Consider the following 13,141-nt stretch of genomic DNA (forward strand, 5'->3'; position numbering starts at 1 on the left):
CTGATGAGAAGTTGCTGGATTGCTTGCTTTTTTACAAATTCAATTTTAAAGTTAACTTGTTAGAGTGTGAATTTGAACAGCGTACTGCACTGGCGTAAACTTTTGGTTGGAAGCGGTGCCGCTATTTTTGATGGCGATGCCGGTTTGATCAAAAGTTTCACGGTAAGGTACGTATTTAGAGGAGGAACGCACACGATGTCGTACATCAAATTTGATTCATCTAAGCTGGATAAGTTCGTTCACGCGAATGAACTTGAACAGATGCAGCCGTTAGTAACTGCAGCTGACAAGGAATTGCGTGAAGGTACAGGTGCCGGCAAGGATTTCCGTGGTTTTCTCGATTTGCCAGTCAATTATGATAAGGACGAATTTGCCCGGATTAAGGCTGCGGCCAAGAAGATTCAAGGCAATTCCCAGGTCTTTGTTGCGATTGGGATTGGCGGTTCTTATTTAGGCGCACGGATGGCAGTTGATTTTCTTTCCCAAACCTTCCGTAACCTCGATCCTGAGCTAAAGTTCCCAGAAGTCTATTTTGCGGGTAACTCAATCTCCGGTACTTATTTAGCTGATTTGCTCGACATTATCGGCGATCGTGACTTCTCGATCAACGTCATCAGCAAGTCCGGTACCACGACTGAACCTTCCATTGCTTTCCGTATTTTGAAGGCTAAGTTAATCGAAAAGTATGGTAAAGATGGTGCCAAGGAACGAATTTATGCGACAACCGATCGGGCCAAGGGTGCTTTGAAGCAAGAAGCCGATGCGGAAGGCTACGAAGAATTCGTGGTTCCTGATGACGTTGGCGGCCGCTTCTCAGTAATGTCAGCAGTTGGCTTATTGCCAATCGCAGTTGCTGGCGGCGACATTGACGAAATGATGCGTGGCCTCGGTGATGGTCGAAAAGCCTATGCATCAGCTGATTTGAAAGAAAACGAAGCCTATCAGTATGCAGCTTTGCGTAACATCTTATATCGCAAAGGCTACACCACCGAACTACTCGAAAACTACGAACCAACCTTGCAATACCTTGGCGAATGGTGGAAGCAATTAATGGGCGAATCTGAAGGTAAAGATCAAAAGGGCATCTATCCTTCAAGCGCTAACTTCAGTACTGACCTGCACAGTCTCGGCCAATACATTCAAGAAGGCCTCCGCAATCTGATGGAAACCGTTGTGTGGGTTGAAGAACCTAACCGCGACCTAACCATTCCTGACGACGCGCAAAACCTTGATGGCCTCGGCTACTTGGCTGGCAAGAAGATGTCCTTCGTTAACCGCAAAGCTTACGAAGGCGTTGTTCTGGCCCACACAGATGGCGGCGTCCCAGTTATGACCGTTTCCATTCCGAAACAAGATGCCTACACCTTAGGCTATCTGATCTACTTCTTTGAAGCGGCAGTTTCCATCTCCGGCTACCTGAACGGGATCAACCCATTCAACCAGCCTGGTGTTGAAGCTTACAAGAAGAACATGTTCGCACTGCTTGGTCGTCCGGGTTATGAGGATATGACCAAGGAATTGAACGCACGCCTTTAATCGCAAGGGTTTGCGCGATTTGAAATAAGGTAAATAAAGAGCTCCAGAATCATGTTGGAAAGGTCCGTGGCTGAGTTGTGGCTGTCAGTCAGGAGTTATCAACTGGTTCTGGGGCTTTTTTTATGGGCAAGTGTTCGGGCAGCGTTTGAATTTGTTGCTCCACAAGAGCTGAAGCAGCGTTAAAAACTAAACTAATGCTATTAATTGCTTTTGACTCCAGGGTTTTAGCTCAGTTCCATACTGACGCGCTAAATTACGTGCCTTTTCGGGGAGAGCATTTTCAACGTCATTATAGATAATCAGGTATCTAATTTTCATTTTTCCTTATCTATATTGATTAGGATTGATTACGCCGAATAGTCCATACGAATAATTTCAAGCGGCGCATCTAAGAAGGAATCGATTCCAGCCAAAAACTGCTTGAAGTGGGAGGTTTCGTTATGTGATGCCACTGCTTGGGCATCCTGCCAGTGTTCGATGATCTCGTATTTGTTGGGATCAGTGAGGCTTTGGAAGTGGTCATAGCTGAGGTTACCGGCTTCAGCACGCGATCCCGCAACCAATTGACTGATGAACTGCTGGTAGTCGCTGGCAAGCTCTGGTTTGACGTGTAGGGTAACATTAATAATTTTCATTTTCTTCCTCCTAAAGGGGTTTTGGCCACGAGGGCGTAATGTATTGATAGAGGCGTTCTTAGAAGGCAAATTTTTGCCGCTAAGATCGTCACTACAACTGATTATACTAGCAAAAAATGGGCAGCAATCGAAATGGGGTGGGGCCATAACTTGTGATGAGCTTATTTCAGCCGGAATGGGTCACAAGATTGGGTAAACTTGATTAAGGATTTCACGAGATCGGTTCCGGTGCGAGCGCAAAAAAGCCGTTGAGCAGACAGTTGATCAACGACTTTTTTCTCTGGACAGAAATATTTAATTTTTGGTGCTTGTTCCGTCGGCGTAATTGATGGTGTATCCTGGTTCGACATTAAAAATATAGACATTGAAATGAATGGTGTTGTCGCCGATGCTTTGAGCACGCATTTGAACACCGCGTGCAACGAGTTCGTTACCGCGGAAAATTGGCTTTACCTCGTAACGGACGTAGTGGTCATTACTTTGTTTGAGATAATAAGCGATATCCATTTCATGAGCCAACATCAAGGGACTATTGAGCGTTTGAGTACCGGTCATGAGATTCTTTGGGTTATTATTTTCGCCGGTCAGCTGGTACCCGATTAAATGGCTACGATTATATAACCATCCATGTGCCGTTTTTTTATTGTGCCAGCCGGTTGGGTTCCAAGTTAGTGGTTCGCGTTTGGCTGAAGGCATGAGTGAGCGGTTTAACAAGGCATTGGCATCGGTCACTCGGTTGAGACTATCTAAATCGGAATAAGTGGCCCATGCGCCTTTTGCAGTTGAAAGATCATTTTTTGAAAATGCGGGATCGTTGTTATTGACGGTTATTTCTTGCTGGCCGGTATAATCGAGATTGGCTAAAGTATTGGCATCCGTGGTACCTGCTGTCGTCTTTGAAGCTTCTGTGCTTGGCTTGCTGTTATCTAATGTCGCTTTTAGACTGCTAACTTCTTCACGTTTATCAGCAATAGCTTCATCGAGACTGCTGATCGCAGAATTAGTCTTATTATTAAGTTTAGTCTGATCGGCCACAGGATCCGTGGATGGTGAGGTTGATTTTGAGGTGCCTTGAGTACTGCAACCGGTTAGTAAGAGACTTACTATGAGCAGAGGGGTAAGATATTTCATTAACTTTGTTTTCATTAGCGTAATGCCTTTCGATAACCAGCCGATGATGCCTCGGCTTCGGTATGGAAGTAGACAGCATTTGCAGCGTTCATATGGTAGCCGGCTTGACCAGGAACGTGATAGATCTTGCTACGGCTGTTGCCAACGATGGTTCCTTGCGTGCCAGTATATAAATCACCTTGGTTTGTTGGCGTTTGCTGCTGTGCCGGTGCAGCTTGCTGTTGTGCTGCCGATTTCTGGGCTTCTTCTGCTTGTTTGGCTGCGGCTGCATTTGCCGCTGCTTGCGATGAGGCAGCCGCTTGGATGGATGCCGCAGCTGCTTTACTTGCAGATTCAGCCTGAGATGCTGATGTGGATGCAGCAATAGATGAGGAAGCTGCTGCCGCTCGCGATGAGGATGCTCGTTCGTCTGCGGCTGCTTCGAGTTTCTTTTGTTCTTTGGTTAAGGCTTTTAACTCCGCGTTTTTTTTAGCTTTTACTGCCAATAAGACTTTTCCGTGTGTTTTTTCGGCGTTCAGCAGTTTTCGCTGTTTTGCCGTTAACCTTTTATTAACAACGCTTGATTGCAAAGTTGAAACTGTCGATGTTTTTGTGTCACTTATCGGGGTGCCAATGAACATTAAAATAATACCGCCAATTAGTAGAATTAGGTTGAGTCGTTTCGTTGACGGATGTTTCCGTTGCCGAAATAAGCGCACGGCACCCCAGATAGTCCCACCCAATCCGAGTAAGATTAAAAAGTCGCCCAATGTAGCCATTTTTCTCCTCCAATATTGCTAGGTTCGAACTAGGAATAATCTCGAATAAGAATATTCGTCATTCCTTATTTACAAGGTTTATTTTCCCAGAAAAAAAGCTTGGCGGCAAGCGTCAAGCTCGATTTGAATTAGGACTTCACCACGTCAACATCGGCATATAGACTGGCGATGATCGCAAGCATATCTTTTTCGGTTCGTTCCCAGCTGATTGTTTTTAGATAGGCTTGTGCTTTTTCGATGTTTTGGGTAATGATCTCGGGTTTTTCGCATGCTGTTTGGAGTGTTTTGGCCAGATCACGTTCATCCAAGTGACATGAAAAGTAAGTGCCATCTTTCAGGAAGTAGCTGCCAGTGCCTTCCTTAAAGTCGATCAGAGGTAGGCCGGCGCTCATCATTTCGTAAGGAACCAAAGAAAAATTGGTCATTGAAGGGGCAATACCAAAATCCGCTTCATGGTAAAGCTGATTGAGCTCTGATGGGGGCAGCTTTCCGAGATTTTGACCGTTAATAAAACGTTTGCTGCGACCCGTGCCAAAGTAAGTTATTTTGAGATCAATTCCCTTAGCTCGTAGCAAATGGCGACAGTTTTCAAGGACAATTTGAATGGTGACAGGCGCGCGGCGAGGACTGCTCCATTTGGTGTAAACCGCCAGTTTGATTTGCTTTTTATCTTGGTAAGGCTTGGGATCGCGTTCTTTAAACGGATAACGAGCTACATCGACCGGGAAATTGATAATGTCAATCGGACTGTTAGTTTTGCAATGTGTCGTAATCATATGTGCGCACCAAGGCCCTAGTGAAACCATGTGCAGTCCGAGGCTATAAGTACGGCGCGCCATTTGGTAACGATCACCGTATGGGTAGAAATAAGGTTCATAATCCTGGACAAAATACATCTTATAACCCGGCTTATTTTTGATGACATAAACGGATTCCCATAAAGTAGCGACCCAGATGTCAGAACGATGGGATTCGAGTTCTCCCATTGGCAAACAAGTTCCTTTATAGCCTGGATAGTTAAATTCGGCGTTTTGAATCATCTCATCTTGACTTTGCGGAACGTAACTTAGATAGTAAACGTCATAACCCGCATTGGCTAACAAGGTTCCTAAATGCAGCATTGTTGTTTGACCACCATCAAAGCCGATGATACCGGTCGTTACAAAAGTGATCCGATTGCCGCGCGGTTTGGTTTGATCGGCAGGCCGATCGTTGAAGTATTTAAGTATCTGATCATATTGATGAATACTACCATCAGGAGCGTCACTAAATTTAGTTTTTGCAGGTTTCACAGCCATTCCTCCTCAAAATTTTTCGAACGATGAAGTGCAGGCAAAGACTCGAAAATTAGGTAGAAAAAAGAAGTCTGGTGTCACGGCTGCTTGTCAGCGGCGATACCCGATTAAACTAAAAGACGATGCAAATGCCTGACGCTTATTTTAGTTTACATAATAACCGTAAGCTAAATAGTGATCGTTTTCAAGTTCGCCAAGGTTGGAACGGCGTATTCTGAATGATAGAGAGGGTTTTGCCATAATATTATGAAGGCTTGTTTTGAAATATTGCCATTGGACGGAATTCTTTTTGTAACCGGCCATTATGATCGTGAAGTTCGAGGACCTGGTTGGCCAGTGAAATTTCAGCTTTCCTAAGCGCCTGTTCAAATCATAATGAATGCTTATCTTTACCGTGAGATGGGGCTGTGCTAGTGTGAAAGTATCGATATCAATGAAAGAACAGGTGAAGCTATGTTAACGATTGGAGTCATTGGTTTAGGCACGATTGCTCAAAAAGCCTACTTGCCAGTTTATGCGCAAATGCAAAATCAAGTGCACTGGTTATTGAATACACGCAATGAAGACAAGTTAGAACAGCTTTCAGCACAGTACGGGCTTGAAAGTGCAGGCCATTCGCTACAAGACCTCGATGGACAACCACTTGAAGCGGTGATGATTCATACACCAACCGCGACACATTATCAGTATGTTAAGCATTTTTTGGAAAAAGGTGTTCATGTCTTTGTGGATAAGCCTTTAGCAACCGATATGGCGCAAGTTAATGAATTATATGATTTGGCCGATGCGAAACATGTCATGCTGACGGTTGGCTTTAATCGCCGGTTTGCCCCAATGATTCAAGATTTAGCGCAAGTGACAGATAAAACAGGCGTCCGCGTTGATAAGAATCGCATTGATGCGCTTGATGATACCGAACATGCGCTGTGGGATCTTTTCATTCATCCGGTAGACACTGCACTGATGCTCGCTGGCTATCCGGAAAAACCAAACACCCGCTATGCCTTGCACACCACGAGTGATGGCCAACTTCAACAAGCAAGCGTGACGTTCACGGCTCCAGGTATTCGCGGTGAGGCAGGGATTGACTTACAAGCAGGCACCAACCTTGAAGAGGCACAAGTGGCAGCTCCAAGCGGCGTTCAACGCGTCCAAAACCTGGATCAACTCGTCGTGTATGGCCGTGGTGGCGCTTCACAAACCTTTGCCCCAGATTGGCAGCCTATGCTTGAAACCCGGGGATTTGCGCCAATGGTACAGGCATTTGTCCAGGCCGTGGGTAATCCAGATGGCCAGAATCCGGTATCACCGGCAACCAGTCAATTAGCGCACGCTGTTGTCGCCGATTTGGTCAATCAAATTAACAACTAGACAGGGTACTAACCCAAAACGCTTTTGAAGATCGATAAAATGAAATCTGCCAGCTTGAACATGAGTGTCGGACCAGCAGATAAGGAAGGGGACAAGTGCTATGTATCAAAAATCATTTATGGCAATGGCTGATGAAGAAGCAAAAGCAAATGTTAACGGATCCGATGGCGGGCCATTCGGGTGCGTAATTGTCAAGAACGGTCAAGTCGTCAGTCGTGCACATAATCGGGTGTTGGTTGATCATGACCCAACTGCACACGGCGAAATTACCGCAATTCGCAAAGCTGGCCAGGCATTGGGAACACACGACTTGTCCGGTTGTGAGCTCTATACTTCGGCGATGCCTTGCCCAATGTGTTTAAGTGCGATTATTTGGGCAAATATCAAACAAGTCTATTATGGCAATACCGCTGATGATGCTGCGGCAATTGGGTTTCGCGATGCTGCAATTTATGACTTTATCAATGCCGGATTAAAGGGGGAAATGCTGAAGCTGAGTCAGCATGATCGCAATCTGACCATCGGCGCGTTTAAGGCGTATCAGTCAGCACAAAAGGAATTGTATTGATAAGTTGACACACATTTCTGGAGCTGGTGGCTTGGTGGAAAAGGGTGCGAAGTGGTCGCTTACTCGCAAAATATGTTTGACATTTTTATAGATTCCTGTAGAATAATTTAGGTACGATAAAGCGCCACTCATTGCCCGTTGGTCAAGGGGTTAAGACGCCGCGTTCTCAGCGCGGAAACACGGGTTCGAATCCCGTACGGGTGAGAAATAGAATAAATGTGATGAAACGAAATCCTCGGAATGCCTTTATAACGGTGTTTCGGGGGTTTTTGTTTTGGAGAGAAAAGATTTGAATACTTGAGATTCAAGTTCACCGTCAAAAGTAGGAAGTCTTGTGGTACAAATGCTTTGGCGTTTGATAAATCTAGGCTGATTGTTCGATATTCATCATTGATGCCTGTACCCCTTTGAGTGGCAAAGACTTTGACGTTTGATGAATTACGTTGGATCCATTTTGACAACCTTGTGGGATACTTTGCCAAGGTAATTTTGTCCAATCGTGTCTCAACAGACTATTGAAGAATCCTCAAATTAAATTGGCTGGGGAACGGTTAGCACAAAACTGATGAATGCGCTTCTGCTCGCTGATGCTGGATGAAGGTTTATTTTTGTGGCTTTTGGGAATTTAAAGATGTTTCTTTTGCGAGAGTGACTTTATGGTGAATAGATTGATTTTAGGCGAACGGAAAAATTGACTCAACTGCGGTGATTAGGCATTATAGATAGGATATAAAGTATAATCGTTCAGCAAAGAAGATCCCAAGTGAGTTCTAACTTGATAGATTGATTGATTTTTATATGGCAAACGCTGCTAGCCGGAACTTAGCTATGTTACGAGCGCCGACGCGGGTGATGAAGATATTTGAATTTTCGATGGAAGAAGATGGATTTGATGAGTAGTAAGAAGTTGAAGGATATTCAAAAGGACGTACCAATTCCTGTAGGTATCGTTGATGAACGACCGATTCATCCAGCCCGAAAGCTCTCAGAAGAAGAATCTGTTCAAATTATCGCTGATTTTGAGCAAATTTCGCTTGAAAAAGCTCGTAAGCGATTATCAGAAATACGCAAGGAAATACAAGAAGATATGAAGCGATAATAACTGTGAAGGCCGCCAGTGTGTCGGCTATGTTTATGCCTCTTTTCCTGCTTGCAGGCCAAAAGAACAACTGCGAAATCGTCTCGTACAACTTTAAATGTTGGTGGGGCATTCGATATGGATAATGATTCCGTTCATCCGTATATTGGGAAAAGATTAAGGAAATACGGAGAAGTCCTCTTGCATGTTACTTCTCAAAGAACTTGAATCGGCATTCCGGCTCACATATAATCTCAGTAAGGATTATGCATCTATGATCCTAGGCTTGTTAGCGCGTGAGTAAAATGAGGGAGGGATGGTTGTGGGCTTTAAAGTTAAAGTCAATTCACTAAATAGAGAGTCAGTACTGTTTTGGGACGGTTCTTTAAAGGGAGATGATTCTAAGATCGTGGCGCTCTTCTCACAGTTAATACGAGTGCATATTCCTCAGGTAGTCACTCTTCCCGATGGCGTTGACTATTATGACGACATACACAACGGACCCAACGTCTTATAGAGCAATTCTGCAGACCTTTCCTGATAATGAGATTTTAAAAGCTCCGTCAGATGACTTTATGGGTAACAAGAAATTGCGCGTTTTCTAATATGAAAAATTTAAATAAAATAGTTTTATATGAAATACATTCGTATAAGATAGGCAGTTTCAAAGGAGTGACTAAAAGCTTGGCGTTGTGTGTACGCATGACATCAAGGCTTTTAAATACATAGTTGACCAACCAGCGGAGCATACAAATGATCAAGAAAGTTATAGACGCTTCTGTTGCTGAAGCACGGCATGCAAAGTATACTGACAGTGTAGTTGATGTTGTTTATGTTAGCGAATGCACCCTATAAGGGGAGGGATGGTTTAAAATGAGAAGAGATTTTGTTAGGAAGTCTTTTGACTATTACATGTCACATCCTGCAAAAGTTGACCTGCCCCTTGGCCCACAAGACATTGTGCCTTGGAAAATTGATTTTTCTAAAGAGGAATGGCAATATTTTGATCAACTTCTCAAGGAAGCAGACGATAAGCTAACCGAATGGCCCGAGACAACAATTGGATGAAAACACAATATAGAAATTTAAATAAAATGGTTGAGGTTGGGCCATAATTCACAGTTCTGAAACAAAGACGTACAATTCATCGATTTAATCGATGAATTGTACGTCTTTTAGGTTTCTTACATCAACATGAGTTTTAACGATATTAGTGCCAAAGCGGCGCAATCGTAGGCCGGATGGGGCTCAGCCGTGAAAACAACACAGCGACCGGGTTTTGTCGCGGGTTGTTAGGCGACTTGGAGGCTGCCGGACTTGCAGGCTCCAAGCGCCGTCACAGCGTTCCAGCCCCATCTGGCCGGAGATTGCGTAGTTAGGCACGGCCCGGAACTGTTTTAATAACCCATTCTATTAAAGTATTCGGAATTTAATGAGTCTCATGTCCTCGAGTAGAATTATGGCTCAACCACGATAGGCAGTGTCAAGGAAGTGACTAAAAGTTTGGCGTTGTGGGTACGCATGACATCAGGGCTTTTAAATACATAGTTGACCAACTAGTGGAGTATACAAATGATCAACAAAGTTATAGACGCATCTGTTGCTGAAGCACGGCACGCAAGTATACTGACAGTGTAATTGATGTTGTTTATGTTAGCGCATGCATCCTATAAGGGGAGGGATGGTTTAAACTGAGAACAGATTTTGTTAGAAAGTCTTTTGACTATTACATGCCTCATCCAGCGAAAATTGACCTGCCACTACGACCACAAGATATTGTTCCATGGAAGCTTGATTTTCCCAAAGAAGAGTGGGAATACTTTGATAGATTGCACAAAGAAGCAAACGATAAATTAACCGAATGGCCAGCGCCTACAGCAAATTAACAAAGTGTCAAGCCGCCAGTGAGCGGCTATTTTTATGCCGTTATGAATCATGAAATGACGTACTTGCATGAAAGAGAACATATTCGACAGTACAAAAATTACGGGGTAAAACTTGGTCGGGGTCATATGACGCGCTTTGAAGAAGAGCCGAACAGGCAGGCCTAACCTGGATGAAGAAACGCAGAAAAGGAGTTGGAAACGGTTGACGGAATTCAAGGACTATATCATTGGAATATTGAAGAATCAGCGAGAAGAGCCAAATGGCAAGTTTGGACATCAATTCATGCGGATCACCCCTTACACAGTGATTTTGTTTGCCTGGGACAATACAGCTAAGCAGAAAACTCAAATTGAAATACATTCGAAAGAAAAAAAGCCTAATGAAGTAGCTTGGGAAAACCTTTATCCTGAGTATGAGTGGGTTAACGTTTAACAATAAAGACGAACAAGTAATAGGTTAGCCGCCAGTGAACGGCTAATTTTATGGCATTATGAATTGTGAAATGGCGCATTTTATTACAGATAGATTGTTACTATCGCGATATAGTCAGACAAAGATACTGCAACTAATGACAATGTGGTCAAAAAGTTAAACTGAGTCACAAATTAACGAACCAGCACACGCTTGATGATGGAGTGGTTGAGGCGTTCAAGCGAGCCAACATAGAATACACACAAATGTACGTTGAAAAGTACGTTATAGTAGGTGTGCTATGAAGATGTCTGGAGAAGCTTAAGCAGATGCCAAGATGAACGCCGATCCTGATAATATCATTATGAGATTCGTCAAAAAAATCACGCGAAGGGAGCTGAGCAGTCTTGGTCATTCCTCCAATTAGTATCATTAAATATGTTAAGTTCGAAAGCGGTTTGCCCGTGCTCACAATTAAGCATCCGACAGCTCGGCAGCAAGCAGACTTTGATCAATATAAGCGAGCCGAGGTAGCTGAAGAAGCTTACAAAGAATTACAGCTCTCGAAGGTAAAGAGTCGCACTGAAAGATAAGTGTCCAACTGCCTTTGAGGGGCTATTTTTGTGTTCTTTTTTTCTGATTGTAGGACTAAAAAACAACTGAGGCTTCTCTCCAATGACGTTAAATGAGAGTAAAACTATTCAGCTGGATAATGAGCCAAAGAAAAATCCAACCACAAACTAAAGATGATCCAGAGTATTTAAAATTTCGCATGCCTATCCAAGATTGCCTACATTCTCACTTGACAACCGTTTTAACATAGAAGGTGTAGGCGTTCCTTTAACATTTTAAAGGAGCCTTTTGATATAAAAATGGAGGCGACGGCATCATGCAATATCGAATTCAACTCGATACCAAAAACCAGTTGTTTGTGGCGATTGATGCGCATGACCAGAATCATTTTGGAACTGGCCGGACAATTGAACAAGCCATTCATCAATTAAAAGCGACAAATAAAGCCGCGTAATAAAACCCCATCTGCTACTGGCGTAAATTTTATTGCTAGTTGCAGATGGGGTATTTTTAATTGGAAGAGAAAAAGATGGATTACTGGTAACGTATCAGGTCGCGGCGGGTTTTGATCCAGATAGCAGTGAGAATGGCAACAAGTGCTAAGACGCCGATTGCAGCGATGATGAAGAGGCTGCGGTAGTTGAGCCAATCGATAACAAGGCCGCCAAATAACGGACCCAGTGCACGTCCCACTGATCCCCACGAATTAACGAAGCCTTGATATCGCCCCTTAATCGCCCGTGGCGTTAAGTCATTGACTAGAGCGGGAATAGCAGGGGATGCGGTGGCTTCACCCGTGGTTAAGGCAATCATGGCGATGACGAAGAAGGGGTAAGTTCGGGCGGTGATGAGGATTAGAAAAGAAATTGCCACCATCACGAGGCCAAACAGGATTTGATAGATAATGCGGATGCCGTTGACGTGTTCGTTAAACCAGTTTAGAAATAGCTGAATAACCACAATTAAAGCTGCGTTGAGCGTCCACAGAAAGCTATAGTTGCGTAGTGGAATGCCTAGTCCTGTCATATAAACTGACAAGTTAGATGACCATTGCTGGTACATGAGCCAAAAGACCAGTAAGGCAAAAAAGAAAGTTGTTAACATTAGGTGATTTGCTGCCGGTAATGTGGCTTTTGGGGATGCTGCCATCGCTTCTTTTGAAGGTGTACGTGTGATTTTGGATGCTGGCTGAAATTTTGTAAGCACGACAATAAAAAATAGCACATACAAGATGACCGCAATTAAAAATAGCAGGGTGATGCTGATGTCATAGATAAAACCAACTAAAGAGGTGCCGACAACAACGCCGACGTTTTGCGCGAAATAGAGCATGGTAAAGACGTATCGACCATCTTTTGAACGTAGACTGGTGCCGAGAGAATTAACCATGGTAATGTTCCAACCGGAGCCGATACCAAGTAGTGCCAGCCAAAAACAGTAAGCCGGCCATCCATGCCAAATTGTCAGGCCAATTAAAACGATGCCGGTGAGGCCGACGCCAAATAACGTTAGCCGAAAAGGATCGCTTTGGTCATACAGCCGGCCGCCAACAATACTGCCGATAACGCTGCCAAGTGAGTTGAGTAATAAAACGACACCGATAACCGTTAGCGAGATATGAAGCCGATTATGTAAATAAATACTGGTTAGTGGCCAGATAAAACTCATGCCGATACTACTCAGTAAAGCACCAGTTAGAAGCCAGCGCAGTCTGATTTCGCGTTGCATGACAACACCATCCTTTGTATGTCAACATATTTGGGGGATCGGGTTTTGAAGCACCGAACCAAGACTTGAATCGTGATCATGGTGTTCTAGCTGTGTCAAACTAGTTGAGTCAGCGCTGGGTATGAATCAACCCATCTGCTTGTCACTAATAAATGTTCCGTCCCAATATA

The 13,141-nt window shown here is 43.9% G+C and carries 12 protein-coding genes and 1 tRNA gene; 8 read left to right on the forward strand and 5 right to left on the reverse strand.

From position 1 onward, the window contains the following. The first annotated feature begins 195 nt into the window (after window positions 1–195). Complete coding sequence (locus EL173_RS05980) at window positions 196–1,536, forward strand: glucose-6-phosphate isomerase (protein ID WP_005713744.1); 1,341 nt, start codon at window positions 196–198, stop codon at window positions 1,534–1,536. 347 nt (window positions 1,537–1,883) lie between these two features. Here EL173_RS05980 and EL173_RS05985 read toward each other — a convergent pair whose 3' ends face one another. The 4 genes from EL173_RS05985 to EL173_RS06000 form a co-directional block, all read right to left on the reverse strand. Next, window positions 1,884–2,171 (reverse strand): putative quinol monooxygenase, encoded by a 288-nt coding sequence (locus EL173_RS05985; protein WP_005688950.1) that lies wholly within the window; start codon window positions 2,169–2,171, stop codon window positions 1,884–1,886. Window positions 2,172–2,465: 294 nt separating this feature from the next. Continuing rightward, on the reverse strand, window positions 2,466–3,317 hold the full coding sequence (locus EL173_RS05990; RefSeq protein ID WP_005688952.1) for a DNA/RNA non-specific endonuclease: 852 nt from the start codon (window positions 3,315–3,317) through the stop codon (window positions 2,466–2,468). After that, window positions 3,317–4,060 (reverse strand): sunset domain-containing protein, encoded by a 744-nt coding sequence (locus EL173_RS05995; RefSeq protein ID WP_005688954.1) that lies wholly within the window; start codon window positions 4,058–4,060, stop codon window positions 3,317–3,319. Before EL173_RS05995 ends, EL173_RS05990 begins: the two co-directional genes overlap by 1 nt. Before the next feature lie 128 nt (window positions 4,061–4,188). Then, window positions 4,189–5,352 (reverse strand): glycosyltransferase, encoded by a 1,164-nt coding sequence (locus tag EL173_RS06000; RefSeq protein ID WP_014571275.1) that lies wholly within the window; start codon window positions 5,350–5,352, stop codon window positions 4,189–4,191. A 456-nt stretch (window positions 5,353–5,808) separates the two neighbouring features. Between EL173_RS06000 and EL173_RS06005 the strand changes: the two genes are divergently transcribed. The 7 genes from EL173_RS06005 (at window position 5,809) to EL173_RS06045 (ending at window position 11,697) form a co-directional block, all read left to right on the forward strand. Then, the gene (locus EL173_RS06005; protein ID WP_005688956.1) at window positions 5,809–6,726 is read left to right on the forward strand and encodes a Gfo/Idh/MocA family protein; all 918 of its coding nucleotides are present in this window, start codon (window positions 5,809–5,811) and stop codon (window positions 6,724–6,726) included. A 100-nt stretch (window positions 6,727–6,826) separates the two neighbouring features. Further along, entirely contained in the window at window positions 6,827–7,294 is a 468-nt protein-coding gene (locus tag EL173_RS06010) for a nucleoside deaminase (RefSeq protein WP_014569506.1), read from the forward strand. Window positions 7,295–7,426: 132 nt separating this feature from the next. Next, window positions 7,427–7,498 (forward strand) — tRNA-Glu (locus EL173_RS06015). A 679-nt stretch (window positions 7,499–8,177) separates the two neighbouring features. Further along, entirely contained in the window at window positions 8,178–8,393 is a 216-nt protein-coding gene (locus tag EL173_RS06020; protein WP_005688961.1) for a hypothetical protein, read from the forward strand. Between the two features lie 852 nt (window positions 8,394–9,245). Beyond that, window positions 9,246–9,440: a hypothetical protein gene (locus EL173_RS06030; RefSeq protein ID WP_005688965.1), complete on the forward strand. Its 195-nt coding sequence runs from the start codon at window positions 9,246–9,248 to the stop codon at window positions 9,438–9,440. A gap of 1,020 nt (window positions 9,441–10,460) precedes the next feature. Then, window positions 10,461–10,691, forward strand: a complete 231-nt coding sequence (locus EL173_RS06035; protein WP_014571279.1) for a hypothetical protein — start codon at window positions 10,461–10,463, stop codon at window positions 10,689–10,691. Between the two features lie 868 nt (window positions 10,692–11,559). Then, window positions 11,560–11,697, forward strand: a complete 138-nt coding sequence (locus EL173_RS06045) for a hypothetical protein (protein ID WP_005685842.1) — start codon at window positions 11,560–11,562, stop codon at window positions 11,695–11,697. An 80-nt stretch (window positions 11,698–11,777) separates the two neighbouring features. Here the strand turns inward: EL173_RS06045 and EL173_RS06050 are convergent, their stop codons facing one another. Beyond that, the gene (locus EL173_RS06050; RefSeq protein WP_005688974.1) at window positions 11,778–12,971 is read right to left on the reverse strand and encodes an MDR family MFS transporter; all 1,194 of its coding nucleotides are present in this window, start codon (window positions 12,969–12,971) and stop codon (window positions 11,778–11,780) included. Between the last annotated feature and the right edge of the window lie 170 nt (window positions 12,972–13,141).

Source organism: Lacticaseibacillus rhamnosus (genome assembly GCF_900636965.1).
Taxonomy (GTDB): domain Bacteria; phylum Bacillota; class Bacilli; order Lactobacillales; family Lactobacillaceae; genus Lacticaseibacillus; species Lacticaseibacillus rhamnosus.

Excerpts from the sequence above, each read along its gene's own strand:
- EL173_RS05990 (WP_005688952.1), bottom strand. The coding sequence starts at position 3,317 with ATGAAAACAAAGTTAATGAAATATCTTACCCCTCTGCTCATAGTAAGT.
- EL173_RS05995 (WP_005688954.1), bottom strand. The coding sequence starts at position 4,060 with ATGGCTACATTGGGCGACTTTTTAATCTTACTCGGATTGGGTGGGACT.
- EL173_RS06020 (WP_005688961.1), top strand. The coding sequence starts at position 8,178 with ATGGATTTGATGAGTAGTAAGAAGTTGAAGGATATTCAAAAGGACGTA.
- EL173_RS06005 (WP_005688956.1), top strand. The coding sequence starts at position 5,809 with ATGTTAACGATTGGAGTCATTGGTTTAGGCACGATTGCTCAAAAAGCC.
- EL173_RS06010 (WP_014569506.1), top strand. The coding sequence starts at position 6,827 with ATGTATCAAAAATCATTTATGGCAATGGCTGATGAAGAAGCAAAAGCA.
- EL173_RS06030 (WP_005688965.1), top strand. The coding sequence starts at position 9,246 with ATGAGAAGAGATTTTGTTAGGAAGTCTTTTGACTATTACATGTCACAT.
- EL173_RS05980 (WP_005713744.1), top strand. The coding sequence starts at position 196 with ATGTCGTACATCAAATTTGATTCATCTAAGCTGGATAAGTTCGTTCAC.
- EL173_RS05985 (WP_005688950.1), bottom strand. The coding sequence starts at position 2,171 with ATGAAAATTATTAATGTTACCCTACACGTCAAACCAGAGCTTGCCAGC.
- EL173_RS06050 (WP_005688974.1), bottom strand. The coding sequence starts at position 12,971 with ATGCAACGCGAAATCAGACTGCGCTGGCTTCTAACTGGTGCTTTACTG.
- EL173_RS06045 (WP_005685842.1), top strand. The coding sequence starts at position 11,560 with ATGCAATATCGAATTCAACTCGATACCAAAAACCAGTTGTTTGTGGCG.